We start from the raw sequence: 25,799 nt of genomic DNA, 5'->3' as shown, positions 1-25,799 counted from the left end.
TCTTCCGATCAGTTCGTTCCGGTCCTGCGTGGCGGGTACCGGACGGTCGCTACGAGATTAGCTCACTCCTCACGGCGACGGCGACGACCGCCTCCGGTCGGGGCGGCCTGAAACCGCGCGAGCAACTCGGCAACCGACCGACCCCCCGCGTGCTGCCCCTCTTCGGCTTCGGCTTCGGCTTCGGCACTGGCTTCTGGCTCGTCCTCGCCGCGGTGTCGAGATCGAACCGGCTCTGGTGAAGCGGGAGATTCCGGTGGCTGCGGAGGTTCCAGAACCTGCGGCGGTTCGGCGGCCGGCGCCGGCGCCGGCGCCGGTGCACGTCCCGGGTCCGTGGCTTCGGGTGGCGCGGAATGGCGGCCGCGGCGATCCCCGATTCCGCCGCTCGACATCGCCGGCGCGGCAGGCTCGTCCGGCGCGGCAGGCTCGTCCGGCGGGGGTGCCTGCTCCACCGGTTGCGACGGAGTCGCGGGCTGGGCAGTCGGCGCGTCAGACTCGCGCGCCCTTCTCCTCCCGACGTATTCGTCCGCGGATTCGCTCTCCACTGGAGGCGATACCCAGTTGCTGCCTGGTGCCCCGGCCGGAATGAAGAGCCCGTCGGCGGGAGCCGGTTGCCAATCCGTCGACGGGGCCTGGGGCGCAGGCGGCGGTGCAGGTGGTTGTTGCGGCGGCGGGGGTGGCTGCTGTTGCGGTGGACGCCAGGCGAATTGGGGCTGCGGCTGCGCAGGTGCTGGCTGCGGCGGGGGTGCGGAAGGCGGCGGCGAAGGAGGCGGGGGCGCCGGTGGCGGTTGCCAGGCGGGCGGCACCTCGCCCGCACGTCGCCGGTTGTCCGCCTCGGCCTCGGATTGTCTGCGGTGCGCGCCACCGAAACTTGGCTCCGGCGTCCAATCATCCTCGGGTGGGTGGGGTTCGGCGGGTACGTCGATGATGGGACTCTCCTCGGTACGAGGCTCGGCCTCGTCGCGGTCTTCGGTGTCGATGCGGCTGGCGGTGACGCGGCCCGTGGTCTCGGCGTTCGGGGCCCAATCGCCATAAGCGCGTACTCGGCTGCGATCGGTCTCGATGGCCGGCCGATGCGATAGGTCGGCATCGAAAAGGATCTCCAGGTTCGCCCGTAACGCCGCCAACTCTGCGCGCAATCCGGCGACCTCGTCGGCGGCCTGGGCGCGAAGTTCGGAGGTCAGTTCGCGGCGCAGGTGCGTCTCCACGCTGAGCTCGTACTCACGGCGCGCCGAGATCTCGCGGTCCAGCTGTAAGTCGTAGACCAGTTTCAGGTCGCGCACCTTGGCCTGATCGGCATCGCTCTGCCTGCGATAGATGACCGATACGAAGGCGGCGACCACCGCGGCCCACAGCGCCACGATGACGGCAAGCTTGAGTAACTCCACCTTGTTGGTGAACACCAGTGCCGAACTGGCGACGATGGCGAGCACCAGCAACACTGTCATCAGCAACCAACCGGGCCTGCGGCCGCCGCGCCGAGCGCGGTTGCCGCGGGTCAGATCGGTCATGGGCCGACTGTACCCGCCACAGGTCATCTAGCGTGTCGACCGCTACGGCGATTCGGCGGCCCGCGGCCGCGGCGAGCTATTCGGTTGCGCCATCGGCATTGTCGGGTGGTTCGAGCGGTGACTTGCAGCAATGCTGCAGCCAAAGAGCCACGCCGACGAGCACGAGCGCACAGACCGCCGCCACCGCTGCCCCTGCGGTGTCCTCGCCGGCAACCCGAAGGCTGGATCGACGCGGCAGCACGTAGGCCAGGACGCCGACCCACCAGCCCAGCGCCAGGGCGCCCACCCACGCCGAGGCCTTCGCGATCAAGACCGAACGGGCGACCGCCAGCGGGTGCAGCCAGCCCGGTCCGTCGCCGATCTCACCCTCGTTGATCTTGTTACGTATGTAGAACGCCCACCCGCCCTCGGCAAGGGCGACCGCGAGCAGCGAAACTCCGGTCCACGGGGTGATGGGTGGGAACCATCGGTACAGCAGCACCACGATCAGGTAGCTCACCACGGCGACAAGCACCGTCGCGGCCGTGAGGTCACGTTTGCGGGTCGGACCCATCAAGCTCCGCCCGAAGTCTCTTCGCGCAAGCACTCATCGGCCGATGCGTCGCGGCCGAGCACGAGGCCCGTCGGCCGAACCCCATCGCGCTCCACGGGTTCGAGCCCGGCCAGCAGCCGGGCCACCGGCGCTGACTCTCCCCCGACCGTCAGGGTGGCGCCGGGATCGACGGCCAGCCAGGGAACCAGCACGAATGCCCGTTGGTGGGCCAACGGGTGCGGCAGCGTCAACTCGGCATCGGCGGACGTCACCTCGGCGCCGTCGCGGTGGCAGGTGACGATGTCGACGTCCAGCGTGCGCGGGCCCCACCGAAGGTCACGCACCCGACTCGCGGCGTTCTCCAATTCGTGCGCGCGGTCCAACCAGCCGTGGGGGTCGAGTTCCTCGGCGTCGGCGATCAGCACCGCGTTGAGAAACGGACCCTGTTCGACGCCGCCCCACGCCTCCGTCTCGTATACCGGCGAAACCGCGCGCACGGCGCCTGCGAGTCCGTCGACGACCGATTGCAGGTGCGCCATCCGATCCCCCAGGTTCGATCCGATGGACAACACCACCCTGGTCGTCACGTTCCGCCCCTCCCCCCACGCCGGGACCGGCGTGCCACCACCGCGACATCGGAGAAGGTCAACGGAATCGGCGCGGCCGGCTTGTGTACCACCACCTCGACGGCGTGCACGCGATCGTCGGTCATCACGTCTTCGGCGATCTCACCGGCCACCGTCTCGATGAGTTGGCGGGGCGGCCCGGCCACGATATCGGCCGCCCGACTGGCCAGCCGCCCATAGTCGAGGGTGTCGGCCAGATCGTCGCTGGCCGCGGCCGCGGCCAGGTCAATCCACACCGTGATGTCGACCACGAAGTCCTGGCCGTCGCGGCGCTCGTGGTCGTAAACTCCGTGGTTCCCGCGGACGGTCAAACCGCGCAACTCGATTCGATCCGCCATCAGGGCTGCCCACTCCACTGCTGCAGCACCTTCAGCGCGTCCACGGAGGCGCGCACGTCGTGTACCCGCACCCCCCAGGCGCCGTGCAGACCCGCCAGCGCCGAGATCACCGCGGTGGCAGTCTCCCGCCCGTCCGGCGGTCGCAGTCGGCCGTCCGGCCCGGCGAGCAGGGCGCCCAGGAACCGCTTGCGGGATGCGCCGATCAGGACCGGGATCCCGGTGCCGACGAATTCGGGCAGCGCACGCAGCAGCTCCCAGTTGTGCTCACCGGTCTTGGCGAAGCCCAGCCCCGGATCGATGACGAGCCTGGCCGGATCGACCCCCGCGTGCACAGCCGCGTCGACGCACGCCAGCAATTCGTCGCGCACCTCGGTCACCACATCGCGGTAGTCGGGCGCCCGGTGCGGGTGCGGGGCGCCGACCGAACGCCAATGCATCAGCACCCACGGCACTTTCGCGTCCGCGAGCAACGGGGCCATGTTGGCATCGGCCCGGCCGCCGGAAACGTCGTTGACGATCTGGGCGCCGTTCTCCAGCGCCGCCTTCGCCACATCGGCGTGCATCGTATCGATGCTGACGGTAACCCCTTGTTCGGCAAGCTCTTTGATCACCGAAGACACGCGTGCGATCTCCACCCGCGGCTCGATACGGGTGGCGCCGGGGCGGGTCGACTCACCACCGACATCGACGATCGCAGCGCCCTGCGCGGCCAGCTGGAGTCCGTGCTCGACCGCCCGGTCGCGGTCGAGGAACAGCCCCCCATCCGAGAAGGAGTCGTCGGTGACGTTTACGACCCCCATGACCTGCACGTAGGTTCCCGAAGGGACCATTTGCCCGGGTTGGCTCACTTTCGCAGGATCAGGTCCAGCGCCTCGGCCCGCGATGCCGCATCGAGTTTGAATTGGCCGCGCACCGCAGAGGTGGTGGTGGTCGCTCCGGGCTTGCGCACGCCACGCATCGCCATGCAGAGGTGCTCGGCCTCGACCACCACGATGGCGCCCCGCGGATCGAGCTTGCGCATCAGCGCGTCGGCGATCTGGGCGGTCAACCGTTCCTGCACCTGCGGTCGCTTCGCGTACAGGTCGACCAGGCGGGCGATCTTGGACAGCCCCGTGACGCGGCCGTCCACGCCGGGGATGTAGCCGACGTGCGCGACGCCGTGGAACGACACCAGATGGTGTTCGCAGGTGGAGTACATGGGGATCTGCTTGACCAGCACGAGTTCGTCGTGTTGTTCGTCAAAGGTGGTGTCCAGCACGGTATCCGGGTCCGTGAAGAGCCCCGCGAAGATCTCCCGGTACGCGCGCGCGACGCGGGCTGGAGTCTCCTCCAGGCCGTGCCGGTCGGGGTCCTCGCCGACCGCGATCAGCAGTTCACGGACCGCCGCCTCGGCGCGCGGCTGATCGAAATCACGTGTGGGGAGCGTCGCCGAGTGGTTGTTGTGCGACCGCGTCATCTTCAGCTCCGTTCAGCTATCAGCCATGCGCCGGCGGATTGCGCCGGTCATCATCGCCCGGGTCTTCGCCCGGGGACGGCGCGGGAGCGCCGCCCTGCGGATGACCGGGCTGCGGGTAGGGCTGATAGGGCGGGTACGGCGGCGGAGCCGCTCCGGCGGGGACATTCGGGTTCTGCCAGCCGGACGGATGAGGTGGTGGTGGGTACCAGTACCCGTGCGGGGGGCTGACCCGCCTGGTGCTGGGGCGGCGGGGGCCAACCGGGCGCGTGCCAGCCGGCGGGGGCGCCGTAGTCGGGCTGTGTGTTGCCCGGCGCCCCGTTCGACGCGGCGCCTTTCGAGCCGTTGGTGCCGTTCTGCCTGGTCGCTTCCGCCGCCTTGCTGGCCTGGGCGATGGCGGCCTTGAACGCCGGCTCGGGCACCGGCTTGGGCCACGGCTCACCGCGTTCGATCGCCAGTTCGCCGGGCGTCTTGATCGGCGGCTTGTCGGACGGCACCCGGCCACCGAAGTCGTCGAACATGGTGAGCCGCGGGCGCTTCTTCACGTCGGAGAAGATCGCCTGCAGCTCCGCCCGGTGCAGCGTCTCCTTCTCGAGCAGCTCACCGGCCAGGATGTCCAGGACGTCGCGGTACTCGGTGAGGATTTCCCACGCCTCGGTGTGCGCAGCCTCGATGAGCTTGCGCACCTCGTCATCGATGATCTGGGCGACCTCGTGGCTGTAATCGGCCTGGTTGCCCATGGTGCGGCCCAGGAACGGGTCGCCGTGCTCGGTGCCGTACTTGACCGCGCCGAGCTTGGAGCTCATGCCGTATTCGGTGACCATCGCGCGGGCGATCTTGGTGGCCTGATCGATGTCGGACACCGCGCCGGTGGTCGGCTCGCGGAACACCAGCTCCTCGGCGGCGCGTCCGCCCATCGCGAACACCAGGCGCGCGATCATCTCGGAGCGGGTCATCAGGCCCTTGTCGTCCTCCGGCACGGCGACCGCGTGGCCGCCAGTGCGCCCGCGCGCGAGGATAGTCACCTTGTAGATCGGCTCGATGTCGGGCATCGCCCACGCGGCCAGGGTGTGCCCGCCCTCGTGGTAGGCGGTGATCTTCTTCTCGTGCTCGCTGATGATGCGCCCCTTGCGGCGCGGGCCGCCGACCACCCGGTCCACTGCCTCCTCGAGCGCGGCGCCGGTGATGATGGTGCCGTTTTCACGCGCGGTCAGCAGGGCGGCCTCGTTGATCACATTGGCGAGGTCGGCGCCGGACATGCCCACGGTGCGCTTGGCCAGCCCGTCCAGGTCGGCGTCATCGGCGATCGGCTTGCCCTGCGAGTGCACGCGCAGCACCGCGCGCCTGCCCGCGATGTCCGGGTTGGACACCGGGATCTGGCGGTCGAAGCGGCCGGGCCGCAGCAGCGCCGGGTCGAGGATGTCGGGGCGGTTGGTGGCAGCGATGAGGATGACGCCCTGGCGTTCACCGAAGCCGTCCATCTCGACCAGCAGCTGGTTCAGCGTCTGCTCGCGTTCGTCGTGCCCGCCGCCGAGACCGGCACCGCGCTGGCGGCCGACGGCGTCGATCTCGTCGACGAAGATGATGCAGGGGCTGTTCTGCTTGGCCTGCTCGAACATGTCCCGGACCCGAGACGCGCCGACGCCGACGAACATCTCGACGAAGTCCGAACCCGAGATGGTGAAGAACGGAACCCCGGCCTCCCCGGCGACCGCGCGGGCCAACAGGGTCTTGCCGGTGCCGGGAGGGCCGTAGAGCAGCACGCCCTTGGGAATCTTGGCGCCGAGCGCCTGATACCGCGACGGATTCTGCAGGAAATCCTTGATCTCGTAGAGCTCCTCGACCGCCTCGTCCACGCCGGCGACGTCGGTGAACGTGGTCTTGGGCAAGTCCTTGTTGAGCTGCTTGGCCTTCGACTTGCCGAAGCCGAAGCCCATCCGGCCGCCGGTCTGCATGCGGGAGAACATGACGAACAGGCCGACCAGCAACAACAACGGCAACAGATAGATGAGCAGTGAACCGAGCACACTGCCCTGGTTCACCACGGTGTTGGTTTTGGCGTTCTTGGCGCTCAGTGCGTCGAACAGCGTCACCCCGTACCCGGTGGGGTACTTGCTGATGACCTTGTCGCTGTTGTCGGTGTCCCCGTTGCCGTTTTTCAGGTCCAGCCGAACCTGCTGCTCACGGTCGTCGATCTGCGCGCTCTTGACGTTGTCGCTGTTGATCTGCGCCATCGCCACCGAGGTGTCTACGGGTTTATATCCGCGGGTGTCGTCGCTGAAATAGAAGAAGGACCACCCGAGCAACAGCACCACGGCGATCGCGGTGAGCGTACGGATCACATTTTTTCGGTTCATTGACTCTCGGACGTCCTCGGCTTCATCTTCCTCGGCCGCCTGCGGGCCGACCAATACGCGCAGCTGGAATAGTCCAGGCTACCGCTAGACCAACGAACCAAGGTTCCCGGCGGTTCTCTCCGCGGCTCGTGCAGGCTCGATCATCGCAGGATCACCGACGCAGCGAGGGCCCTCCCACGTTTCCGGTAGGTGGCATGACTTCCACCGGCGAACGACCGTGTGCTTGGCTGATCGGCGTGCTCAGATCGACCGAACGGTCAGTTGAGACGAATGGGGTGACACTTCGGGTGATCGAGGCGGGCGACCCGGAAGCCCCGGTCGTCCTGCTCGCGCACGGTTTCCCCGAACTGGCCTATTCATGGCGCCACCAGATCCCCGCCCTCGCCGAGGCCGGCTATCACGTACTCGCGCCCGATCAGCGCGGCTACGGTGGCTCGTCCAAGCCTCGCGCCGTGGACGCCTACACCGTGGTCGAGTTGAGCAACGACATCGTCGGCCTGCTTGACGACGTCGGCGCCGAACGGGCGGCACTCATCGGACACGACTTCGGCGGCGTGGTGGCCTGAGGCGCGCCGCTGCTGCACCCGGACCGGTTCTCCGGTGTGGTCGGGCTCAGTGTGCCGCCGGTGCCGCGGCCACGGGTGCCGACGACCCAGGCGTTTCGCAAGGTGTTCGGTGACAACTTCTTCTACATCCTGTACTTCCAGGAGTCCGGTCCGGCCGACACCGAGTTCGACCGGGATCCGGCCGCGACGATGCAAAAGCTGCTGGGTGGCTTGTCGTCGACCGTCGACGAAGCCTCCGCGCTGCGGATGCTGGCGCCCGGCCCGGAGGGCTTCCTCGACCGGATTCCCGAGGCGGGTGGCCTGCCGGACTGGATCACGGCGCAGGAGTTCGCCCATTACGTCGACGAATTCACCCGAAACGGCTTCACCGCACCGCTGAATTGGTACCGGTGTCTGGATCGCAACTGGGAGCTGACCGCGACCACGCCCGCCGAGACGATCGCCGTGCCGTCGCTCTTCGTCGGTGGTACCGCGGACCCGACGCTGGCCTACACGCCCCGGCACCGGGTCGGCGATGTCGTCTCCGCTGAATATCGCGAAGTGATGATCGACGGGGCAGGCCATTGGCTTCAGCAGGAACGGCCGACCGAGATCAACGAAATACTGGTCGGCTTCCTGACCGGATTGGAGCTCAGGTGAGAGTCCGAAGAACTTCGGTGTGTTCCTGACGCCGTCCACCCGGTCGGCCAATCCCGCACGGTGGACTGGAGTACCGAAAATCATCGATACAACCCGCCGAGGCGGCCCTTGTGATCGGTTGCGGGCCGTCGGGCTGGCGATCATCGGCGCCCTGCAACTCCGAGGCGTGGAAAGTATTGCCGCTGCTGATTATTCACACAAGCGTCGCGAGTCGGCGACGACGATGGGCGCACACCCGACGATAGATCCGGCCCAGGGATCACCGTTCGACGTCGTCAAGCCGACGGTGGTGTTCGAGGCCGTGGGCATCCCCGGGATCATCCATGACGTCACGCGGGCGGGCCCCGCTGGGTGCGCGAGTCGTCGTCGCGGGAGTCTGCATGGAACCCGACACGGTGTTGCCGCATTCCGGCATTGCCAAAGGAAATCAGCGTGCAGTTCGTCAACACCTACGGCTGGTCGCGAACGGCACGAGTCAAGGCGCGAACGATGCTGTGCTTACCCAGGTCTACTTTGAAGTCGTTCTGGCTCAACGGGTGCGTATCCTCCATCGCCAGCCGCGCGGCACGGTCGAACGCCCCGCCGTGTGGTCGTTCACCGACAAGGCTCGCCTCAGCAGCCCGCACTCGCCACGGTCTGGCGGCCACACCGCCGAGGGCGATCGCGGCCGCTTGCACGATGCCGTCCCGGATGTGCAGTCCGGCCGCGACCGACACCAGCGCGAAGGCGTAGCTGTGCCGGTCACGGACCTTGAGGTACCACGACGATTCGCCAAAGTCGGACGGGGGCAACTCGATTCCCGTGATCAACTCGCCCGGGCCCAGTATGTTGTCGAGGTGCGGGGAGTCGCCGGGAAGCCGGAAGAAATCGTCGATCGGTATCACGCGAGAACAGACAACGCGATCGCCATGTCGGACGGATGCACCGCGACGCATGACTCGCTGGCACCGAAGATGGCGTGCTCGCGGTGGAAGCCGTCGCGGGCCGCACAGCCGCTGCCGGGGTCACGTTTGTTGCACGAGGTGAATGCCGGATCCATGAAGTACGGGCACCGCGTGCGTTGCATCAGGTTCCCGCCTGCGGTCGCCATATTGCGCAACTGGGTCGTGGCGCCGCTCAGGATCGCCTGCGACAGCACCGGATACTGCGAGCGTACGGCCGCGTGGTTGGCGATGGCGCTGTGGCTGACCCCCGACCCGATCAACACTCCCCCCGCGGTGGTGGGGGTGACTGTGTCGAGCCCCAACCGTCCGACATCGATCACCACGTCCGGATCTTCCACCCCGTTCTTCATCAGGTCCACCAGGTTCGTGCCGCCCGCGAGAAAGCGACCACCCGTGTCGGCGGCCAGCCGGATCGCCTCGCCGACCGATCCGGCACGCTGAAAGTCGCGCCGGAATCGAACGCGACGTCGGTCAGCGGCAGGCCGGTGGCGTCCGCGCCGGTCTGGGCCATCACCGTGCGCACCCCGTTGCCCACCATGGCCGACGCGAATGTGACGTGGCCGTCCGGGTCGGTACGTACCCGACAGCCGGCGGGCATTCGCCGGCCTGGGGGTAGGTCGCGGTGGCCATTCCCACCCCACCGACTTGCCGTCCCGTTGCAGGGAGCGCGCCGCGAGGGGCCGTGCCGCCCAGTCGAATCGCTGTGCGCCCATCCGGTAGCAGTCGAGTAGGTGCTTACCCGACCAAGGTCGGCGATTGGCCGCGTCGTGATCCACGTGATTGCGGATCCGTAGGTCCAGCGGGTCCAGGCCAAGGGTGCCAGCCAGTTCGTCAGGGGCGACTTCGAGGGCGAACAGGCCAGGTGCCTCCCCGGCCCCGCATGAAACACGGTGTGGGCGCGTTGATCCGGTTCACCCGATGGGAAACGGCTGACGTGGTGAGTGGTAGAGAAACCTCGTCGACAATCCTGCCGGCTCACAGAAGTCAGCCACGGTCGATGTCTCGGTGCGGGTGTGGTGTTCGGTACTGCCGATCAGCCCGTCGGTGTCGGCGATCAGCACGACGTCCTGCACGGTTCTCGGTCGGTGACCGGTCGACGTGAACATCTGGTTCCGCGTCAGGACAAGCTTCACCGGTCGGTTCACCGCGCGCGCGGCGGTCGCGCATAGGGCAATGCGCATCCACAGAAACGACTTCGCCCCGAATGCCCCGCCGGCCAGTGGCGACAAGATCCGGATCCGGGACTCCGCGATAGCGAGACAAGCCGCCAGAGCCCGGCGCTCACCGGTGATCCACCGGGTGCTGTCGTGGACGGTCAGCGCGTCACCATCCCACCACGCGATGGTCGACGACAACTCGATCGGGTAGTGCGACGCCACCGGCGTCGTGAAGCGCGCTGACCCGAGCCGAGAGCGCTGGCTCGGCCCTTGGACCGCGGACGTCTTGAAGCCTCTCCTCCTCGAGCTTGACGAAGTGGTCCGGTAGATAGCTGCCGTGGCGGATCGCCCGGCAGCGTCGCTTTCGCCGGATTCGTAGTCGAGGTCGAACAGCGATGTGGCGTAGGTCGCGTTCTCGGGCGTGTCGGCCACCACGACCGCCATGTGCTGCCCGACGTGCTGGGCCGTCAGGTCCGACAGCGGCGGGCTCCGTTCGAGCGGCAAATCATCGGAGAGTTCGGCAGGCAGTGGGTGCAGCGGTGGAGTTCAGCGGTGTCAGCACGTAGATCACCCCGGGCGCGCCCGCGGCCCCGCTTGGCCGACGTCTCCAGCGAGCCGACGGTGACCCGCCCAGCGGACACTCCGGACTGCACCAGCACCGCGTAACAGACGTCGGGGACCTCGAAATCAGCCGCATATCTGGCCAGTCCGGTTACCTTGTCACGTCCCTCCAACCTGTCGACTCGACGTCCGATCTGCTCGGTGCTCTGCACATGACCACTATTGCGCTTCCGTGGCGGCTGGGCATGCTGAACAGGCCAGAGCGCCCGCCCGCAGCGCGCCACAGCGTGTACCGCGGTCAAATCCATCGAGTGCTGTTCGCCCACAGCATGATTCGCGGATAGGCAGCGGGTTCGGTGCGCGGCACGAATCCCCGTTTTCGCGCCGTGCCACCGCGCAAGGGTCCGCGTAGCGACAACCTGAGTCGCCCGATGAAGGCCTTTTCACACCGCCGGAGGCGCTATCGTGCCAGGCATGCCGATCGCAGCGAGAGCGAAGACGCCGACCCGACTCCTCACTCTCGCTGTGGCGGCGCTGACGGCCGTCACACTCTCGGCCTGCGACTCCTCCTCCGGCCCGCCGTCCGAGGACGGTGACGTCCGGCAGGTCACCGTCGTGGGTGCCGGTCAGGTGCAGGGCACTCCGGACCTGCTGACGGTCAACACGTCGATCGAGGCCATCGCACCCGATGTCACCGCGGCGATGAACCAGACCAGCGAGCGCCAGACCGCCGTCATCAACGCGTTGGTGGGCTCGGGTATCGACCGCAACGACATCAGCACCAGCCAGGTGAGCCTGCAGCCCCAGTTCCCGGGCGGGGACAGCACCACGATCATCGGCTACCGCGCGAACAATTCGATCGACGTGAAGATCCGCAAGCTCGACACGGCCTCGCAGGCACTGGCGCTGATCGTCAGCACCGGCGGCGACGCGACCCGGATCAACTCGGTGAACTACACCATCGAGGACGATTCGCAGCTGGTGAAGGACGCCCGGGCCCGGGCCTTCGACGACGCCAAGGACCGCGCCGAGCAGTACGCCCAGCTGTCCGGCCTGGACCTGGGCAAGGTGATCTCGATCTCCGAGTCCGGCGGGGCGACGCCACCGACGCCGATGCCCTACCCGCGGGGCGCGGAGATGGCCGCGGTGCCGGTGCAGCCGGGCCAGCAGACCGTCGGCTTCAGCGTGACCGTGGTCTGGGAGCTGACCTGACGTTTCGCCGCGCCCGGTCAGTCGGCCGGGGCGATGTCGACCGGGATGCCGTTGAGCACGGCGGTGCCCGACAGCGGGTCGAGGGCACGGCCGTCGTTGAGCTGGTTGACGTTGACGCCGGGCTGACCCGCCGCGACGCCCAGCCGCGTGCCACCACGAGCGTGGCCCCATCCGTGTGGCAGCGACACCACGCCGCGCCGCATCCCGGGCATTGGCTCGACCGGTGCCAAGATCTCGCCGCCGGGCCCCTTGACCTTGGCGGTGTCGGCGAGTCCGAGGTCGGCCGCGTCGTCCGGATGGATCTGCAGCGTGCACCGGTTGGTACCGCCGGCGAGCGCAGGCACGTTGTGCATCCAGCTGTTGTTGGAGCGCAGGTGGCGTCGGCCGATGAGGGCGAAACCGTCCGCGTGGTGGCCGAGGGACTCCCGCAGCCGTGCCGCGTCGGCGATCAACGGCTCGGGCGCGAGTTCGATTCGCCCGCTCGGGGTTCGCAGCACCTCGGGCAGCCGCGACCGCAGCGGGCCCAGATCGATCCCGTGCGGCGCGGCCTTGACCCGGTCGAGGGTGAGCCCGCCCGGTGTGGCACCGAAGGCGTCACCGTACGGCCCGAGCCGAAGCATCATGTCGAGGCGACGTTCGTATCCGGGGCCAACGGCCAGCAAAGCCGTCAACTCGTCGACGGCACGCCCCGCCACCGGTGAGTTCGGGTCCGCGGTCTCCTTGGCCAGTGTGGTCGCGATGACCTGCTCGTCGAGGCACGTGGGGTCGCCGTCGGCGCCGACGCCGTACAGGATCAGCGCGATTCGGGACAGGATCTCGGCCTCGTCCGGACGGCCGTCGAGCGGCAGCACGGGCGGCGAGTAACGGACGTTGTTGCGCACCGCGAGGTTGTTCAGCGCGAAGTCGAAATGCGGGCTCTGCGACGGCGGTGGCGGCGGGAGGATGACGTCGGCATGCCGGGCGGTCTCGTTGAGGTACGGGTCGATGCTGAGCATGAACTCGACGCCGTCGAGCGCCCGGTCGAGGCGGTCACCGTCGGGAGCCGACAGCACCGGGTTTCCCGCGATCGTGATCATCGCCTTGATCTGCCCCGCACCCGGGGTTTCGATCTCCTCGGCCAGCGCGGCGGCGGGCAGTTCGGACAGCGCCTCGGGGTGGCCCGAGACTCGGCTGTGCCAGCGTCCGGTCCTGAAGCCGCGTCCCGCTTTCGGCGGCCGCGGCGCGGGCACCGTTGCGCCGAGCGGGAACATCGCCCCGCCGGGTCGGTCGAGGTTGCCCGTCAGAATGTTGATCACGTCGACCAGCCAGCTGCCCAGTGTGCCGAATTCGACGGTGGAGGTGCCGATCCGGCCATAGACCGCCGCCGTCGGCGCCGTCGCCAGTTCACGGGCCAACGCGCGGATCTCGTCGGCGGGCACACCGCAGTGGGTGGCGACGTCCGCGGGCGCGAAGCCGGCTGCGAGCCCGCGGAGTTCGTCGAGGCCGTTGACGTGGTCGGCCAGTCCGCACAGATCCGTTGCGACGAGGTCCTCGTCGAACAGCGCGTGCACGACGGCCAACAGCAGGGCGGCGTCGGTGCCGGGGCGTGGGGCGAGGTGGCGGTCGGCGAATTCGGCGGTGGCCAAACTGCCATTGGACACAAGGGGATTCGCGCCGATGATCACCAGGTAGTCGGTACGGTCGAGGTCGGGGACCGTGAAGGCGACGGGACTGCCGAACAGGTAGCCCAGCGCGACGTGTCACCCGACCATTGGTGACTGTCAGCGTCAGACCACAGGTGGCCTCGCACAAAGGGCAGATCCGAAGGGCTGTCCGGGTGTCGGCCATCCAGGCATTCTGCGCCGGTTACCGCTGCTCGTACACCTTGGGGTCCAGCGTGCCGATGTACGGCAGGTCGCGGTAGCGCTCGGCGTAGTCCAGTCCGTATCCGACGACGAACTCGTTGGGGATGTCGAAACCCACGTACGCGATGTCGACGTCGTCACGCACGGCGTCGGGTTTGCGCATGAGCGCGCACACCCGTAGCGACCGCGGATGCCGCGTCGCCAGGTTCCGAAGCAACCAGGACAAGGTCAGCCCCGAGTCGACGATGTCCTCGACGATGAGCACGTCACGGTCGTTGATATCGCGATCAAGGTCCTTGAGGATGCGCACCACACCCGACGACGACGTGGACGAGCCGTAGGAACTGACCGCCATGAACTCCAGCTGGGTCGGCAGCGGGATCCTGCGGGCGAGATCGGTGACGAAGAAGACCGCGCCCTTGAGCACCGTGATCAGCAGCAGATCCTGATCGCTCGATTCGACGGCGTCGCGATAATCCTCGCCGACGCGCGCGCCGAGTTCGGCGATCTTCGACTGGATCTCGTCCGATGAGATCAGCACCGACTTGATGTCGCCCGGATAAAGCTCGGCGGGTTGATCAGCCACGCCCACAGCGTGCCATGTGAGGACCCCGGGGGCCAACCGCGCACGCCCTCAGACCGGCTCGGTGTGCAGCGTCAGCAGGCCGTCGCGGCGTTCCGCGATCAGCCGCCGGTGCCGCAGCGGCGAGCCGACGGCCACGCCCCCCTGCCCCCGCCACGCGGTGACCAGAGTGTCCACTCCGCGGATCTGCTTGTCCGTCAGCCCGCTGGCACCGCCGGCCAGCAGCCATCGGCGAATGACCCTGCGCCTGACGGCCTCGGGCAACGTGGCCAGCCGGCCGGTGTCGAGTCCCTGCCCTGCACCGAACTCCGCCAGCGCCCGCTCGGCCAGCCCGTCGAGGGTATCGGTGTCCTCGCGCAGGGCGGTTGCGGTGCGGGCAAGCGCTTCGGCGACCCCTCCGCCGAGCACCTCCTCAAGCAGCGGCAGCACCTCCGCGCGCAGCCGGGCACGGGTGAACCGGCGGTCCGCGTTGTGCGGGTCATGCCACGGGTCGATGCCCAGTTCGGCGCACGCGGCGTGGGTGACGCTGCGGCGGACACCGAGCAGCGGCCGGTACCACGGCGGATCGCAGGGCCGCATGCCCGCGATCGAACGGGTGCCCGAACCCCGGCCCAGACCCAACAGCACCGTCTCGGCCTGATCGTCGAGCGTGTGCGCCAACAGCACCGGTGCGCCGGCGCGAGCCTCGTCGAGCGCGTGGTAGCGGGCGGTTCGTGCCGCCGCTTCTAGACCACCGTCGGTCCCAACATCGACGGAAAGAACTTGTGCATCAACGCAGCCAAGGGTGATCGCCTGTTCGCTCGCGGTCGCCGCCACCCGCTGCGAGTCGGGCTGCAGACGATGATCGACGATCAGTGCGGTGGTCGGCATCGTCCGCGCCGCCACCGCGGTCAGCGACAGCGAGTCCGCGCCACCCGACAGTGCCACGCACCAACTCGGGACGCCTGCGGCGTGATCGCGAACGAATTTAGCGACGGCCGCCTGCAGCGTCGCTACAGCACCCGTTCGATCCATCGCTGCGGCTCATCGACTTCAATTGGCAGCGGCAGGGTCTCGGCGCTGGACCAGACGGTGTTGAACCGGGCCATGCCGACCCGGGACACCACGTGGTCGACGAAGGCCTTGCCGCGGGTGTACTGGCTGAGCTTGGCGTCGAACCCCAGCAGCGCACGAACGACCCGCTGCAGGGGCGGCTGCTGACGCGAGCGGCGCTCGTCGAACCGGCGCCGGATGGTGCCCACCGACGGCACCACCGCCGGTCCGACGGCGTCCATCACATGATCGGCGTGGCCCTCCAGCAGCGTCCCCAGCACCAGCAGCCGGTCCAGCGCCTGGCGCTGCGGTTCGGACTGGACCGCCCGCAGCAATCCGATCATTCCGCTGGAATTCGGCTCCGGTGCTGCACCGTTGGAGTCGTTGCGGCGGCTGCGGACGAATCCCGCGAGTCTGCCGGCCACCGCTGCGAGGTCTTCGCTCGCGTCGTCGGTGAGTATCGCCAGGGCCCGCGACATGTGGTCGGCCAGCCACGGATTGGCACGGAACTGCACCCGGTGCGTCACCTCGTGCAGGCACACCCAGAGCCGGAAATCGGCGGGCAGTACCCGTAATTGACGCTCGACGGCGATGACGTTCGGATACACCAGTAGCAACTCGCCGCCGTTCGGCCCGAACGGGTCGTACTGGCCGAGGATGCCCGACGACACGAACGCCAGCACGGCCCCGGTCTGCGCGCCGGTGATCCTGCCGGTGATCGGCCGCGGCCGGGCCGTGTCGCTCTCGTCGCTGCCACCCGTCATGATACGCATGGATTGCGTTGCAGCCCTGATCCATTCGACGCGGTCCACGATGCGCGACTCGGGAATCTCCCCGCCTTCACTCAGGCCCGTGACCTCGCGCACCGGCAGCTCTGCGCTGCGCGACGCCTCCGCGAGCTGGTCGATGACCTGGTTGCGGGTGTAGTCGGTGGCCGCCGGACCGGGCCGGGCCAGCTTGGCGCCGACGGTCGCCGCGAACTGCCAGTCGACCGCGCGGCTGACGTTGAACTTGGAGGAGGTGGAGGAGCTCACGCGCTGCACCCGCACGATCGCAGCGCGGCCGAGATGGCATCGATGGCCGTGCGGCCGGTCGGCCCGGCGTTGTTCGAGATGAACCCGAACGTCAGCACGCGTCCACTCGAATCGGTGACGAAGCCCGCCAGCGCATTGGTTCCGGTCAGCGATCCGGTCTTGGCGCGCAGGTAACCCAGCGAAGCCCGGCCGGCGTCGGTGTCGAGGTATCGGTTGGACAGCGTGCCGCTTCCGCCGGCGATCGGCAGCAGGTCGACCAGCGGACGCAGGTCGGGCTGATCGTTGCCTGCGGCCGCGTTCACCACGCCGTCAAGGGTTTCGGCGGTGAGCCGGTCGTCGACCGACAACCCACTGGAGTCCACCAGGTGGGCGCCGCCGGTGTCGATCTTGGCCTTGTCGAGCTGGCTCAGCACCGCCCCGACGGCGCCGTCGAAGCTCTGCGGCCGATTCAGCTTCGCGGCCACCTCACGGCCGATCGATTCGGCCATCACGTTATCGGAATTGTTCATCATCTCGCGCAGCCGCTCCATCAGCGGCGGTGACTGGACGGTCGCGATCTCCTTGCCACCGCGCAGCCCGGCGGGCATCACCCCGACCGTGGCCGGGTCGACCTTCAGCGCCACGGCCAGCGCGCGGCCGGCGTCCAGTGCCGGGGTGGTGGACCGCGCCGAGTCGACACTCACCGGCTGGGTACGACCGCCGTCGAGCATCACCGCCTCCATCGGCGCGATGTCGCCGCCGTCGATGTCGCGTGGATCCCAGCCGGGCGCCATGGTGGGGCCGCTGTAGTCGCTGACATCCACCTGGACCCTGGTCACGGCGACACCACTGCGCCGCACCTGGTCGGCCAGGTCGCTGATGCGCGCCGCGTCGCGGTACCACGTCGGCTGTTTCGAGGGCGCCGCCGACAGCGTGGGATCACCGCCGCCCTCGAGCACGACGAGGCCGGCGGTCTGGTCGGCGGCCAGCACCCTCGTGGTGAGCCGGGCGTCGCGATCCAGGGTCAACAGGGCGGCCGCCGTCGTGAGCACCTTGTTGGTGGAAGCCGGCTGCATCGGGATGTCGGCACCCCGGGCCCACAGCTGGGCGCCGGTGATCGCGTCGGTGATCCGGCCGGTAAAGGTACCCAGATTCGGGTCGGCGGCCAGCGGCGCCAGCAGGGCGGCCAGCCGGTCGGGCGTCGGTTTCTCCGCAGACTCGGCGACGGGCACGATCCCCGGATGGGCGACCGCCGCGGCCGGCGCGGGCTCGACGGCCTGCGCATCGCCGGTCGGGTGCCCCTTGGTGATGACGGCGGCGGCGGCCACCACCGCGGCGACGAGCAGCAGAACCGCCACCCCGATCGCTACGTGGGTGGATCGTCGCCACCGAGTGGACCGCATAACTCTCCTGCTCTCGATGACTGCATTGCCGAGCCACCCGCCTACAGCAGGGTATCGCTCGATTAGGGTTGACCCGCGTCGTCACCCGACGACTTCTTGACCAGAGCGATGAAGGAGCCGCGGCGATGCAGTTCGACGTCGTCATCGAGATCCCCAAGGGTTCGCGCAACAAATACGAGGTGGATCACGACAGCGGAAAAGTGAAGCTGGACCGCTACCTGTTCACCGCGATGGGCTATCCGACCGACTACGGCTTCATCGACGACACCCTGGGCGAGGACGGCGATCCGCTGGACGCCCTGGTGCTGTTGCCCGAGCCGGTGTTCCCCGGTTGCGTGGTGGAAGCCCGACCGGTCGGCATGTTCCGGATGACCGACGAAAAAGGCGGCGACGACAAGGTGCTCTGCGTGCTCGCCGACCCGCGGTGGGACCACATCGCCGACATCGGGGACATCTCGGAATTCGAACTCGACGCGATCAAGCACTTCTTCGTGCACTACAAAGACCTCGAGCCGGGCAAGTTCGTCAAGGCCGCCGACTGGGTGGGCCGCGAGGAGGCCGAGGCCGAGGTCAACCGGTCGTTTGACCGGTTGAAGAACTCCGATCACTGATTTTTCATTGCCGTAACACGCGGTAACCCGCACGTGGCATCAGCCGCCGATGATGGCGGTGTGTTGATGCATCAGGGAATCGGCCTGGACGCCTTCAACGCGATGCCGATGCGACGGGCCGTACACGCGGTGTACGAGTGCTGCTACAGCGTGCCCCTGGCCGCCGATCTGGCGAGGTGCCGCCCGTATGGCAACCACGATCAGTGCTTCCGCCAGGCCGACAGCCTGCTCTTCGCGCTCGGCGAGGACTCCGTCGATTCGATCTTGCAGGCCTACCCGGACATCGGACGGCGCCCCGGCAGTGAGAAGTCGCAGGCCGAGCAATGCGCGATCTGGTGCGATCGGCCCGAGATGATGGATCGGCTTTCTGCGGCCTCCAGGCGCTATCTGGACCACTTCGGCTTCGGTTTCGTGATGTTCGTCAACGGATTCACCGCCGAGGACGTGCTCGCGACGATGACCGACCGCATGCACAACGACGGCGAGACCGAGCGCAAGGTCGTCCGCAACGAACTGGCGCGCATCAACCGCACCCGGCTCGGGCGCATGCTGGGCCCCGAAGGTGGCTACGACAACTGGTGACCGGCAGTGGCCGCTACGCGGACTGCCAATCCTTGATCGCGGTGTCCTGTTTCTGACCGAGTTCCATGACGAAATCGGCAGGCGCGGGATCCGATGGCGGACCGTCGAATTCGATCGTCGCAGCCGTATTGCCCTCGGTGAACGTCAACACGGTCACGGACTCGGTCCCGTCCGGCGACGTCCCGGAGAGCATCGTCCCGCCGGCGCCCTGCGCCGCGGGCTGCGACTGCGTATTGGCCATGTCGGCGGGGTCTGCGGCGAGCGCGGCGACTGCGGCCTGCGCGTCGGGCAGGACGAGGATGGTGGTGGTGATCTGCCGCGTGCCGCCCTCTCGGGGTGTGTACACCGCCTCGACACCCGGACGCCCCTCGGGATCGATGTCGAACGGTGCGGCGCTGTACGCCAGCGAGTCGCTGACGTCGACCGGCAGCATGGTGTAATCGCTGAATCCCTCTGCGGCAGAACGCAACCCGTTGATGGTCATGCCAACGCCCAGCAGCGCGCCGGCGGCCGACGCGACAACCACTCTTGTCGAATTCTTCATTGCCACGCTCCAATCTGACAGTTTCTCGAGAGAATGCCGTGGTGTCAGCAGGGATAGCAGGCGAAACCGCGCCAGCCATCACGCCAGAACCAACCGGGGCCGCACCCCATCGAACCCGTCGTCCCGTGGCAATCCAGCAATTGGACGCCGGGCGGTCGAGCGGGCGCAGCTTGCGTCTGCACCGAGGTATCTCGGGCGGCCAGCGCGGCGGACGCTGTCTGAGCCGTCGCGAGCGGGCCCGCGATCACCGCGGCCACCGCAAGAGTCGTCGCCCGAACGGCGATCTCGTTCCTCTTGAGCCAAGTGTCACGCGGTGCAATCTCCCAGACCGATGCGTGCACGCCATGCACATCCGCTCAACCTTGCGCGAATCGCGTCCTTCTCATACAGGCGTCACTTGAAACGGATGACTCACCTTGATGAGTTGCGCAGGCGGATCGTGCGACTGCCACACGCGCCGCGGCAGAGCGACGGCCAGCAACCCGCATGCCGTAGCGATAGTTACACAAACGCAGGTACACTCGAGTTCCCAACAGGTTCTGCGGGTGAGGTGACATGAGGTATCCACCGGATCAAAAGGAAAAAGCACGCGCCGCGCTCCTGCGAGTCGGTATGCGTTCGATGAAGGTCGCAGGCTTCAACGGGATCGGCGTGGACGGGCTCGCGGCGGCGGCGGACGCCACTTCAGGAGCCTTTTACTCCAACTTCGCGAACAAAGAAGAGATGTTGGAGGCGATCGTCGACGCCGCCGTCGGTGAGCCGTACCTTTCGGGGCCCGAGTCGGGCACGAAAGCCGAGCGGCGGTCACAATTCAAGAAGTTCCTAGCGGATTACATCAGCTATCACCATGTAGCCGACCCGGCCGGCGGTTGTGTGATGCCCGCACTGAGTGCGGACGTGGCGCGCGCGGGGCCATCAACCCGTAAAGCCTACGAGCACAGAATCTCTGCGCTGACAGACCGGATTGCGGACGTGCTCGATGGCCCGCGAGCGCAGCGGCGAAGTCAAGCATGGAGCATCGTTTCGCTGATGGTCGGCGCGATTTCGATATCACGCGCCATGGCGGACGAAACTGCGCAGAAGGAAGTGATCGATTCAGCACGCAAGACGGCCAACCGACTTGTTTCGCCACCCCGGCAGAGGCGTAACCCACCCGACCAACAATAAGCCCCTAGACACCGTACATTCAGAATCGGTGCTGGGCCCGAACGAATTGTGCTGCCCGCTCGCCGATGACGACGCACGGAGCCATGGTGTTGGCGCTGGTGATCCGCGGCATGATCGACGCGTCGGCGACGCGCAGATTGTCGATGCCGTAAACCTTCAAATGACCATCGACAACCGACATGGGATCACGGCCCATCTTCGCCGTCCCGGACTCGTGCCAGTAGGTGGTGACGGCGTTGCGCAGATACGTTTCCAACTCGGCACCCGACAAGTTGCCGGGCATCACTTCTCGGGCGACGAAAGGACGAAGTTCGGCAGAGCTGCCGATTTCACGCAGGGTTTCCACGCAGGTGATCGCCGTTTTGATGTCGTCGGGATGGGCCAGTGCGTTGGCTTCGATCCGAATGGGATCAGCGGCACGGGGTCCCGATAAGTGCAGCCGACCACGGCTCCTCGGGTGCGTCGGTGCACCGAACAGAGTCCACCCCGCCACTGGCAGACCGAATTTGGCGACATTTTCGGGTGTTGCTTTCGGGAACGCGCCCAGACAGGCGAACAAGTCGGGCCCGTCGATGTCCGCTGCTCCGGAGTCCCAGAACAGCGTGGCGCCAACCTGAGCGCTGCTGGGTACGCCCTCGGGGAATTCCCACACGCAGTCGAATCCGAAGTGGTCTTGGAAATTCCGCCCCACGCCGGGAAGGTGCTGCCGAATAGGGACGCCGACGCGACGCAGTTCGTCCTCATCACCTATACCTGACTGCATCAGCACCTTGGGTGTGTGGATCGCTCCCAGCGACAGCACGATTTCTACATCCGCACTCACCCTGTGCAGGGTTCCCGCATGTTCCACTTCCACACCGGTCGCGCGGTTACCGTCGAAGATGACTCTCGTCACCAGCGCCTGCGTCAGCACGGTCAGGTTGGGCTTTTCCAAGTAAGGGCCCGCATATGTGCGGAATATGGAAACGCGCTTTCCATTACGCCAGCGTAGATCAGCGATCGCCGCGCCGCGGTACGCTTCCATCAGCCGACCGTTCGGACTCTGGTATGTCGGGATACCAAGTCCTTTCGCCACGTCGAGCGCCGTAGGGGCCAACGGGTGGACGCCGGGCGCGGGTTGGACGAATATGAGTCCGTCGCGGCCACGGTGAGAGGACTCTCCGGTCCCGTGCCAATCCTCGATGCTGCGGTACAGATCGAGGACGGATTCGTATCCCCATGCCGCTTCACCAGATTGAGAAGCGAAGTAGTCCCAGTCGCTGCGGTGTCCGCGCGCCCAGATCATCACGTTGATGCTCGATCCGCCACCGAGCACCTTCCCCATCGACAACGGAAGTGAGCGCCCGTGGATCTGTGGATCAGGTTCGGCAGTGAAGGCCCAGTCGCGCTCGCTGCCCAGATTGAGCGGCCATTGGTCGGCCTCTGTGACGCTGGGAACCTCATCGGTACCGCCTGCTTCCAGAAGCAACACCTTAACCTGCGGGTTTTCGGCGAGTCGACTTGCAATCACCGATCCCGATGTCCCGGCTCCACAAACGACGATGTCGTACTGGCTCTCCATCTCCCTTGTCACCATTGCCTCCTGGCTAGGTATAACGAACGATATTTAATCAAAACATGCGGTTCACCAAAATGGTTCATGGTCAAGCGGATTCACAGGAAGCGCGCAGTTGGCCATTGCTGGCAGGCGCACACATAGCCGCATACTAACGCTCGCACTTCAGTTACTCGCCAACGTCGTTCAGCCACAACGGCCCATACGGCGCATTGACGAAAGCAGCCTGGATTCAAGGACAAAAACAAGATACCGGTCGCTATCTCAAGACATGGGCGCATCCCTCGGACGCTACGGGGCTTACCTTCCCGCGAAGGTTTACGCGGCAAGATCTTTCGCTACCAGAGCCGAAGACATCGGTGGCCTCAGTTACGGCGCACTGCGGGTCGTCGGCAACGCACCGGGTGATCTGACGATTCCGGAGTTACTTCTTTTTCAGACAAGTCCGTTGCAGTAGCACCGCGACCGCGAATGTGTCGACAGAACCGGTCGATGAGGTACCAACGTCGTTTCACTGCGTCGATAAGAGTGGCCCGGGGGGTCTACTACTCGCCGTCGGTAGCGGACATCGAGAGATCAACGACGGTCCCTATCGCAAGCCGTTCCAGAGCTTGTCCGGCGATATCCACCAACCCGTCGAACTCGGCGGACCCGCGGATCGAATCATTCTCGGAGCGCTGCGCACGCGGGTTCTGCAGCTGTCGAAAGGCAAGGCCGCAGGTGCGCTCTCGTACTTCACACCTGTTGAGCACGCGAAGAAAGCCCGCGCCACGGGCCGGACCGAGTCCTGTCGGTGGTCTGAGTCTTTTGACCCACCGGTGCGGAGCGCGCGGCGAATCGTTCGACCACCCCAGAATTCGGTGTTATCGATACCCGATACCGCTGGCGGCGGTGCCGGCGTCCCAGCCGCAAAAGCCGCCGAATGACCGGACGAAGACGTCGACGTCAGCAGTCCGGCCGCGCACAGAAGCGCTCGCACACCGACACGAGGTAGTGCCGAGCGCCGCGCACCTCGCACAGTTATTCACTTTACGGTTTCGTGGGTGGGCGTCCCAACCTGGCGCGACACCGCCGCCATCCGCGGCCCGTTCACCATCCCACCCTAATCTTCAAAATAGCAACGCACCCTGTGGCCGTGCGTGGCATAGGGGCTTGATCGGCGTGCGTACGCGCCGCAACAGTATTCGCCACCGGAATGGTCACCTAACAAACCCGCACTTTTCGCTGCGCGCCGGGCGAGACGCAAACCGTCGCCGATAAGGTATACGAGTTGCTCTAGAGCACAGCATGTTTCAAGCACAGTTTGAATCAGCCGCTCTTGTTACGCCAGATCAAGCGTGACGACGCTATCCTCGAGCCCGCCGGAGTGCCCTCGGATACCGGGCTTGGCGGGTTGCGTAGAAAGTCACGAAATCGGTAGGCGAAGTCAGGCATCAGACCGTCGTAGACGCCGGGTGGCTAACACTGAAGATAATTCGTCCATCACAGCCGAACGATCCATTGCGCGAGCTCGTGGCGTCCGTCGCTTACAGCCCACGAGAGACTGCAGATAACATCCCGCGGGCGATGACGTCGGAGTAGAACAAGGACATCAATGTTCGCCCGGTATGTCGTACATCCGGTCCGTCCGCTGAATCAGATCGATCAATACCGTGCCGGGGACTCGGACGATCTGGTTCACCAGGCCGGCGCCTGCCAGATCCGCCACGGCCGGGTCGGAATCCTCCCGCAGCTCGTCGGAGATCAGGGTTAGGCCCGCCGTCTTGGATGGAGTTCACTCGACCTCGTGGGGTTGCGCCATCGGTGGCGGTGATTGTGTCGACTCGTTGTACCAGCCGACAGCGGGTTCCGCGATAACAGTCTCGCGGTCGGTAACGCCCACGTAGCAATGTGTAGCACATTCTGCTACGATTGGTTCGTGAAGACCATCGCTCAGCGTGATCTCCGGAACGACAACGCGAAGGTGATGGACGCGGTGACAGCGGGCGAGACATTCGTCGTCACGCGCAACGGTGAACCGGTCGCCGAACTTCGGCCGATCCGCGTCGCGCGCCCCACCTTTCTCCGCCGCGACGAATTGTCTGCGATGGCCGGCGCCGCTGTCCGTATAGATCATCGTCAGTTCCGCGCCGATCTCGACCGGCTGATCGGCCAGGACATCTAAAGGTGAGCGCGGGCCTTTTGGACACCTCGGTGGTGATCGACTGGCACGATCCGGCCGTCATTGCGGCGCTACCTGACGAGATGGCGATCTCGGCGATCACAGCTGCCGAGCTGGCCGCCGGTCCGCTGCTGGCCACCACACCGACAGAGGCGGGCAAGCGTCAGGCCCGCCTACAAGAGGTCGAATCCCGTTTGGAGCCAATCCCTTTCGACGGTACGGCTGTCCGAAGCTACAGCCTTGTCGTGGCCGCCGTGGTACGCGAGGGACGCAAGCCGCGAAGCAGATTTGCTGACTTGCTGATCGCCGCGACAGCACACGCGCACCGTCTGGATCTGTACAGCCGCAACGCCGAGGACTTCGCCGGGCTCGAAGATCTGGTCCGCGTCGTGCCCGTGTGACCAATACCCGGCGAGCCTGCGCCCGCCTTTGTGGGGGCGGAGCTACATCTGCCAGTCGTTGGAGCTGTCGTGCCGCGAGTAGGCGCCGCCGCTGGAGTTCTTCACCACGATGGGGTCACCGGCGTTGAAGTTGTCGAAGAACCATTTAGCGTTGGCAGGGCTGATATTAATGCAGCCGTGGCTGACGTCGCGCTTGCCTTGGTCATCCACCGACCAAGGCGCGCTGTGGACGAAGTCGCCGCTGTCGTCGAAACGGACGGCGAGCTCGACTGTCGTCCGGTATCCGTAGGTCGAGTTGACCGGAACCCCGTAGGTTGAGGAGTCCATCACTACTGACGGCATCTTCTCTTGGACGTAGTAGGTGCCGTTGGGAGTTTGGTGACCCCCGGCCGTCATCCCCATCGACATCGGAATGGTCTTCTCGACCACCCCGTTGCGGGTGACCGTCAGCTGGTGCGTGGCGTCGTCGGCGGTGGCCACCAAAGCATCCCCGGTCTGGAAGCTGGACACCGTGCCGCCCGCGTCGACCGTCACCGCGGTGTGCGCGGGCCAGAAGCTCATCGGGCGCCAGCGAAGCTGCGTGGGCGTCATCCAATAGAACTTGCCGGGCACCGGCGGGACCGAAGAGACGTGTACGGCGTCTTCGGCTGCAGCGGAATCATCGACGAGTCCCGGGAAGTTGACGATGATCGGTTGAGCCACCCCGACCGTTGAACCGTTTGCTGGCAACAACTCCGGTGGCCCGAACGGTGCCGTGCCGGTGAACGGTGTCGGGTCTTGTCCCGCGTCGGGACCGGCGACCACTCCTGGATCCCCGGGGGCCGGATCCGCCAGAGCCGGACTCGTGCCCAATAACAGGGCCGCCAGCGAAACCGCCCCAACCACCTGCAAAGCGGCGACCACGCTGGCCCTCGTGCAGCCCCACATAGCCATCCCTTCGATCGAATGCTGCGAGCAGTCTCGCACAGCGCATCGGTTTGACCCCCACCCGGTGGGTACCTTCCGAGCAG

At 66.8% G+C, this 25,799-nt stretch carries 22 protein-coding genes and 4 pseudogenes; 8 read left to right on the top strand and 18 right to left on the bottom strand.

From position 1 onward, the window contains the following. Positions 1-62 precede the first annotated feature (62 nt). From ACVWWN_RS08440 to ftsH, 7 genes and pseudogenes are all read right to left on the bottom strand, one after another. The gene (locus ACVWWN_RS08440; RefSeq protein WP_457143482.1) at positions 63-1,508 is read right to left on the bottom strand and encodes a DUF6779 domain-containing protein; all 1,446 of its coding nucleotides are present in this window, start codon (positions 1,506-1,508) and stop codon (positions 63-65) included. 76 nt (positions 1,509-1,584) lie between these two features. Continuing rightward, positions 1,585-2,061, bottom strand: a complete 477-nt coding sequence (locus ACVWWN_RS08435; RefSeq protein WP_457143481.1) for a DUF3180 domain-containing protein — start codon at positions 2,059-2,061, stop codon at positions 1,585-1,587. Then, positions 2,061-2,627: a 2-amino-4-hydroxy-6-hydroxymethyldihydropteridine diphosphokinase gene (gene folK, locus ACVWWN_RS08430; protein WP_457143480.1), complete on the bottom strand. Its 567-nt coding sequence runs from the start codon at positions 2,625-2,627 to the stop codon at positions 2,061-2,063. The genes ACVWWN_RS08435 and folK overlap by 1 nt, the downstream gene beginning before the upstream one ends. Next, positions 2,624-3,004: a dihydroneopterin aldolase gene (gene folB, locus ACVWWN_RS08425; RefSeq protein ID WP_457143479.1), complete on the bottom strand. Its 381-nt coding sequence runs from the start codon at positions 3,002-3,004 to the stop codon at positions 2,624-2,626. The genes folK and folB overlap by 4 nt, the downstream gene beginning before the upstream one ends. Beyond that, the gene (gene folP / locus ACVWWN_RS08420; protein ID WP_457149054.1) at positions 3,004-3,834 is read right to left on the bottom strand and encodes a dihydropteroate synthase; all 831 of its coding nucleotides are present in this window, start codon (positions 3,832-3,834) and stop codon (positions 3,004-3,006) included. Before folP ends, folB begins: the two co-directional genes overlap by 1 nt. A gap of 14 nt (positions 3,835-3,848) precedes the next feature. Beyond that, positions 3,849-4,460, bottom strand: a complete 612-nt coding sequence (gene folE / locus ACVWWN_RS08415; RefSeq protein ID WP_457143478.1) for a GTP cyclohydrolase I FolE — start codon at positions 4,458-4,460, stop codon at positions 3,849-3,851. A gap of 19 nt (positions 4,461-4,479) precedes the next feature. Then, positions 4,480-6,814, bottom strand: a pseudogene (gene ftsH / locus ACVWWN_RS08410) (ATP-dependent zinc metalloprotease FtsH). A 194-nt stretch (positions 6,815-7,008) separates the two neighbouring features. Here ftsH and ACVWWN_RS08405 point away from each other — a divergent pair. Beyond that, positions 7,009-8,019, top strand: a pseudogene (locus ACVWWN_RS08405) (alpha/beta fold hydrolase). A 92-nt stretch (positions 8,020-8,111) separates the two neighbouring features. Continuing rightward, positions 8,112-8,472 (top strand): annotated as a pseudogene (locus tag ACVWWN_RS08400) (zinc-binding dehydrogenase); the annotation flags it as partial. On the opposite strand, the pseudogene ACVWWN_RS08395 reads toward ACVWWN_RS08400, so the two are convergent. The 3 genes and pseudogenes from ACVWWN_RS08395 to ACVWWN_RS08385 all read right to left on the bottom strand — a co-directional run bounded on the left by ACVWWN_RS08395 (position 8,469) and on the right by ACVWWN_RS08385 (position 10,624). Next, a pseudogene (locus ACVWWN_RS08395) lies at positions 8,469-9,376 on the bottom strand (FAD binding domain-containing protein). The pseudogenes ACVWWN_RS08400 and ACVWWN_RS08395 sit on opposite strands and share 4 nt — an antisense overlap. Beyond that, positions 9,313-9,561: a molybdopterin cofactor-binding domain-containing protein gene (locus ACVWWN_RS08390; RefSeq protein WP_457149053.1), complete on the bottom strand. Its 249-nt coding sequence runs from the start codon at positions 9,559-9,561 to the stop codon at positions 9,313-9,315. Before ACVWWN_RS08390 ends, ACVWWN_RS08395 begins: the two are co-directional and overlap by 64 nt. Positions 9,562-9,874: 313 nt before the next feature. Then, positions 9,875-10,624 (bottom strand): molybdopterin cofactor-binding domain-containing protein, encoded by a 750-nt coding sequence (locus ACVWWN_RS08385; protein WP_457143477.1) that lies wholly within the window; start codon positions 10,622-10,624, stop codon positions 9,875-9,877. Between the two features lie 531 nt (positions 10,625-11,155). On the opposite strand from ACVWWN_RS08385, the gene ACVWWN_RS08380 reads away from it, so the two are divergent. Further along, the gene (locus ACVWWN_RS08380) at positions 11,156-11,893 is read left to right on the top strand and encodes an SIMPL domain-containing protein (protein ID WP_457143476.1); all 738 of its coding nucleotides are present in this window, start codon (positions 11,156-11,158) and stop codon (positions 11,891-11,893) included. A 17-nt stretch (positions 11,894-11,910) separates the two neighbouring features. On the opposite strand, the gene ACVWWN_RS08375 is transcribed toward ACVWWN_RS08380, so the two are convergent. The 5 genes from ACVWWN_RS08375 to dacB form a co-directional block, all read right to left on the bottom strand. Further along, complete coding sequence (locus ACVWWN_RS08375; protein ID WP_457143475.1) at positions 11,911-13,557, bottom strand: molybdopterin dinucleotide binding domain-containing protein; 1,647 nt, start codon at positions 13,555-13,557, stop codon at positions 11,911-11,913. A gap of 181 nt (positions 13,558-13,738) precedes the next feature. Further along, a complete protein-coding gene (gene hpt, locus ACVWWN_RS08370; protein ID WP_457143474.1) occupies positions 13,739-14,359 on the bottom strand; it encodes a hypoxanthine phosphoribosyltransferase in 621 nt (206 codons plus the stop codon). A 12-nt stretch (positions 14,360-14,371) separates the two neighbouring features. Beyond that, positions 14,372-15,334 carry a tRNA lysidine(34) synthetase TilS gene (tilS, locus tag ACVWWN_RS08365; RefSeq protein ID WP_457143473.1) on the bottom strand — a complete coding sequence of 321 codons (963 nt, stop codon included), beginning with the start codon at positions 15,332-15,334 and terminating at the stop codon, positions 14,372-14,374. Then, positions 15,313-16,386 (bottom strand): zinc-dependent metalloprotease, encoded by a 1,074-nt coding sequence (locus tag ACVWWN_RS08360; protein ID WP_457143472.1) that lies wholly within the window; start codon positions 16,384-16,386, stop codon positions 15,313-15,315. Before ACVWWN_RS08360 ends, tilS begins: the two co-directional genes overlap by 22 nt. Beyond that, complete coding sequence (gene dacB, locus ACVWWN_RS08355) at positions 16,383-17,768, bottom strand: D-alanyl-D-alanine carboxypeptidase/D-alanyl-D-alanine endopeptidase (protein ID WP_457143471.1); 1,386 nt, start codon at positions 17,766-17,768, stop codon at positions 16,383-16,385. Before dacB ends, ACVWWN_RS08360 begins: the two co-directional genes overlap by 4 nt. Before the next feature lie 125 nt (positions 17,769-17,893). Between dacB and ACVWWN_RS08350 the strand changes: the two genes are divergently transcribed. After that, the gene (locus tag ACVWWN_RS08350; RefSeq protein WP_457143470.1) at positions 17,894-18,379 is read left to right on the top strand and encodes an inorganic diphosphatase; all 486 of its coding nucleotides are present in this window, start codon (positions 17,894-17,896) and stop codon (positions 18,377-18,379) included. A 60-nt stretch (positions 18,380-18,439) separates the two neighbouring features. Continuing rightward, positions 18,440-18,961, top strand: a complete 522-nt coding sequence (locus ACVWWN_RS08345; protein ID WP_457143469.1) for a 2-oxo-4-hydroxy-4-carboxy-5-ureidoimidazoline decarboxylase — start codon at positions 18,440-18,442, stop codon at positions 18,959-18,961. Positions 18,962-18,974: 13 nt separating this feature from the next. Here ACVWWN_RS08345 and ACVWWN_RS08340 read toward each other — a convergent pair whose 3' ends face one another. After that, positions 18,975-19,505, bottom strand: a complete 531-nt coding sequence (locus ACVWWN_RS08340) for a hypothetical protein (protein ID WP_457143468.1) — start codon at positions 19,503-19,505, stop codon at positions 18,975-18,977. Positions 19,506-20,060: 555 nt separating this feature from the next. Here ACVWWN_RS08340 and ACVWWN_RS08335 point away from each other — a divergent pair. Next, positions 20,061-20,672, top strand: a complete 612-nt coding sequence (locus tag ACVWWN_RS08335; RefSeq protein WP_457143467.1) for a TetR/AcrR family transcriptional regulator — start codon at positions 20,061-20,063, stop codon at positions 20,670-20,672. A gap of 19 nt (positions 20,673-20,691) precedes the next feature. Here the strand turns inward: ACVWWN_RS08335 and ACVWWN_RS08330 are convergent, their stop codons facing one another. Further along, positions 20,692-22,248, bottom strand: coding sequence for a GMC family oxidoreductase (locus ACVWWN_RS08330; RefSeq protein WP_457143466.1), 1,557 nt, complete (start codon positions 22,246-22,248; stop codon positions 20,692-20,694). A gap of 1,897 nt (positions 22,249-24,145) precedes the next feature. On the opposite strand from ACVWWN_RS08330, the gene ACVWWN_RS08325 reads away from it, so the two are divergent. Together ACVWWN_RS08325 and ACVWWN_RS08320 are read left to right on the top strand one after the other, a co-directional pair. After that, positions 24,146-24,391, top strand: coding sequence for a type II toxin-antitoxin system Phd/YefM family antitoxin (locus ACVWWN_RS08325; RefSeq protein WP_457143465.1), 246 nt, complete (start codon positions 24,146-24,148; stop codon positions 24,389-24,391). 2 nt (positions 24,392-24,393) lie between these two features. Next, a complete protein-coding gene (locus tag ACVWWN_RS08320) occupies positions 24,394-24,789 on the top strand; it encodes a PIN domain-containing protein (RefSeq protein ID WP_457143464.1) in 396 nt (131 codons plus the stop codon). A gap of 42 nt (positions 24,790-24,831) precedes the next feature. Here the strand turns inward: ACVWWN_RS08320 and ACVWWN_RS08315 are convergent, their stop codons facing one another. Further along, positions 24,832-25,716 (bottom strand): L,D-transpeptidase, encoded by an 885-nt coding sequence (locus ACVWWN_RS08315; RefSeq protein WP_457149052.1) that lies wholly within the window; start codon positions 25,714-25,716, stop codon positions 24,832-24,834. Positions 25,717-25,799: the final 83 nt, after the last annotated feature.

This window comes from Mycobacterium sp. URHB0021 (assembly GCF_054057895.1).
This window is presented reverse-complemented; position numbering and strand designations above follow the sequence as displayed.

Coding starts and splice junctions, on each gene's coding strand:
- ACVWWN_RS08440 (WP_457143482.1), bottom strand. CDS start 1,508: ATGACCGATCTGACCCGCGGCAACCGCGCTCGGCGCGGCGGCCGCAGG.
- ACVWWN_RS08435 (WP_457143481.1), bottom strand. CDS start 2,061: ATGGGTCCGACCCGCAAACGTGACCTCACGGCCGCGACGGTGCTTGTC.
- folB (WP_457143479.1), bottom strand. CDS start 3,004: ATGGCGGATCGAATCGAGTTGCGCGGTTTGACCGTCCGCGGGAACCAC.
- folP (WP_457149054.1), bottom strand. CDS start 3,834: ATGGTCCCTTCGGGAACCTACGTGCAGGTCATGGGGGTCGTAAACGTC.
- folE (WP_457143478.1), bottom strand. CDS start 4,460: ATGACGCGGTCGCACAACAACCACTCGGCGACGCTCCCCACACGTGAT.
- ACVWWN_RS08390 (WP_457149053.1), bottom strand. CDS start 9,561: ATGCCCGCCGGCTGTCGGGTACGTACCGACCCGGACGGCCACGTCACA.
- ACVWWN_RS08380 (WP_457143476.1), top strand. CDS start 11,156: ATGCCGATCGCAGCGAGAGCGAAGACGCCGACCCGACTCCTCACTCTC.
- tilS (WP_457143473.1), bottom strand. CDS start 15,334: ATGGATCGAACGGGTGCTGTAGCGACGCTGCAGGCGGCCGTCGCTAAA.
- dacB (WP_457143471.1), bottom strand. CDS start 17,768: ATGCGGTCCACTCGGTGGCGACGATCCACCCACGTAGCGATCGGGGTG.
- ACVWWN_RS08350 (WP_457143470.1), top strand. CDS start 17,894: ATGCAGTTCGACGTCGTCATCGAGATCCCCAAGGGTTCGCGCAACAAA.
- ACVWWN_RS08340 (WP_457143468.1), bottom strand. CDS start 19,505: ATGAAGAATTCGACAAGAGTGGTTGTCGCGTCGGCCGCCGGCGCGCTG.
- ACVWWN_RS08335 (WP_457143467.1), top strand. CDS start 20,061: ATGAGGTATCCACCGGATCAAAAGGAAAAAGCACGCGCCGCGCTCCTG.
- ACVWWN_RS08330 (WP_457143466.1), bottom strand. CDS start 22,248: ATGGTGACAAGGGAGATGGAGAGCCAGTACGACATCGTCGTTTGTGGA.
- ACVWWN_RS08315 (WP_457149052.1), bottom strand. CDS start 25,716: ATGTGGGGCTGCACGAGGGCCAGCGTGGTCGCCGCTTTGCAGGTGGTT.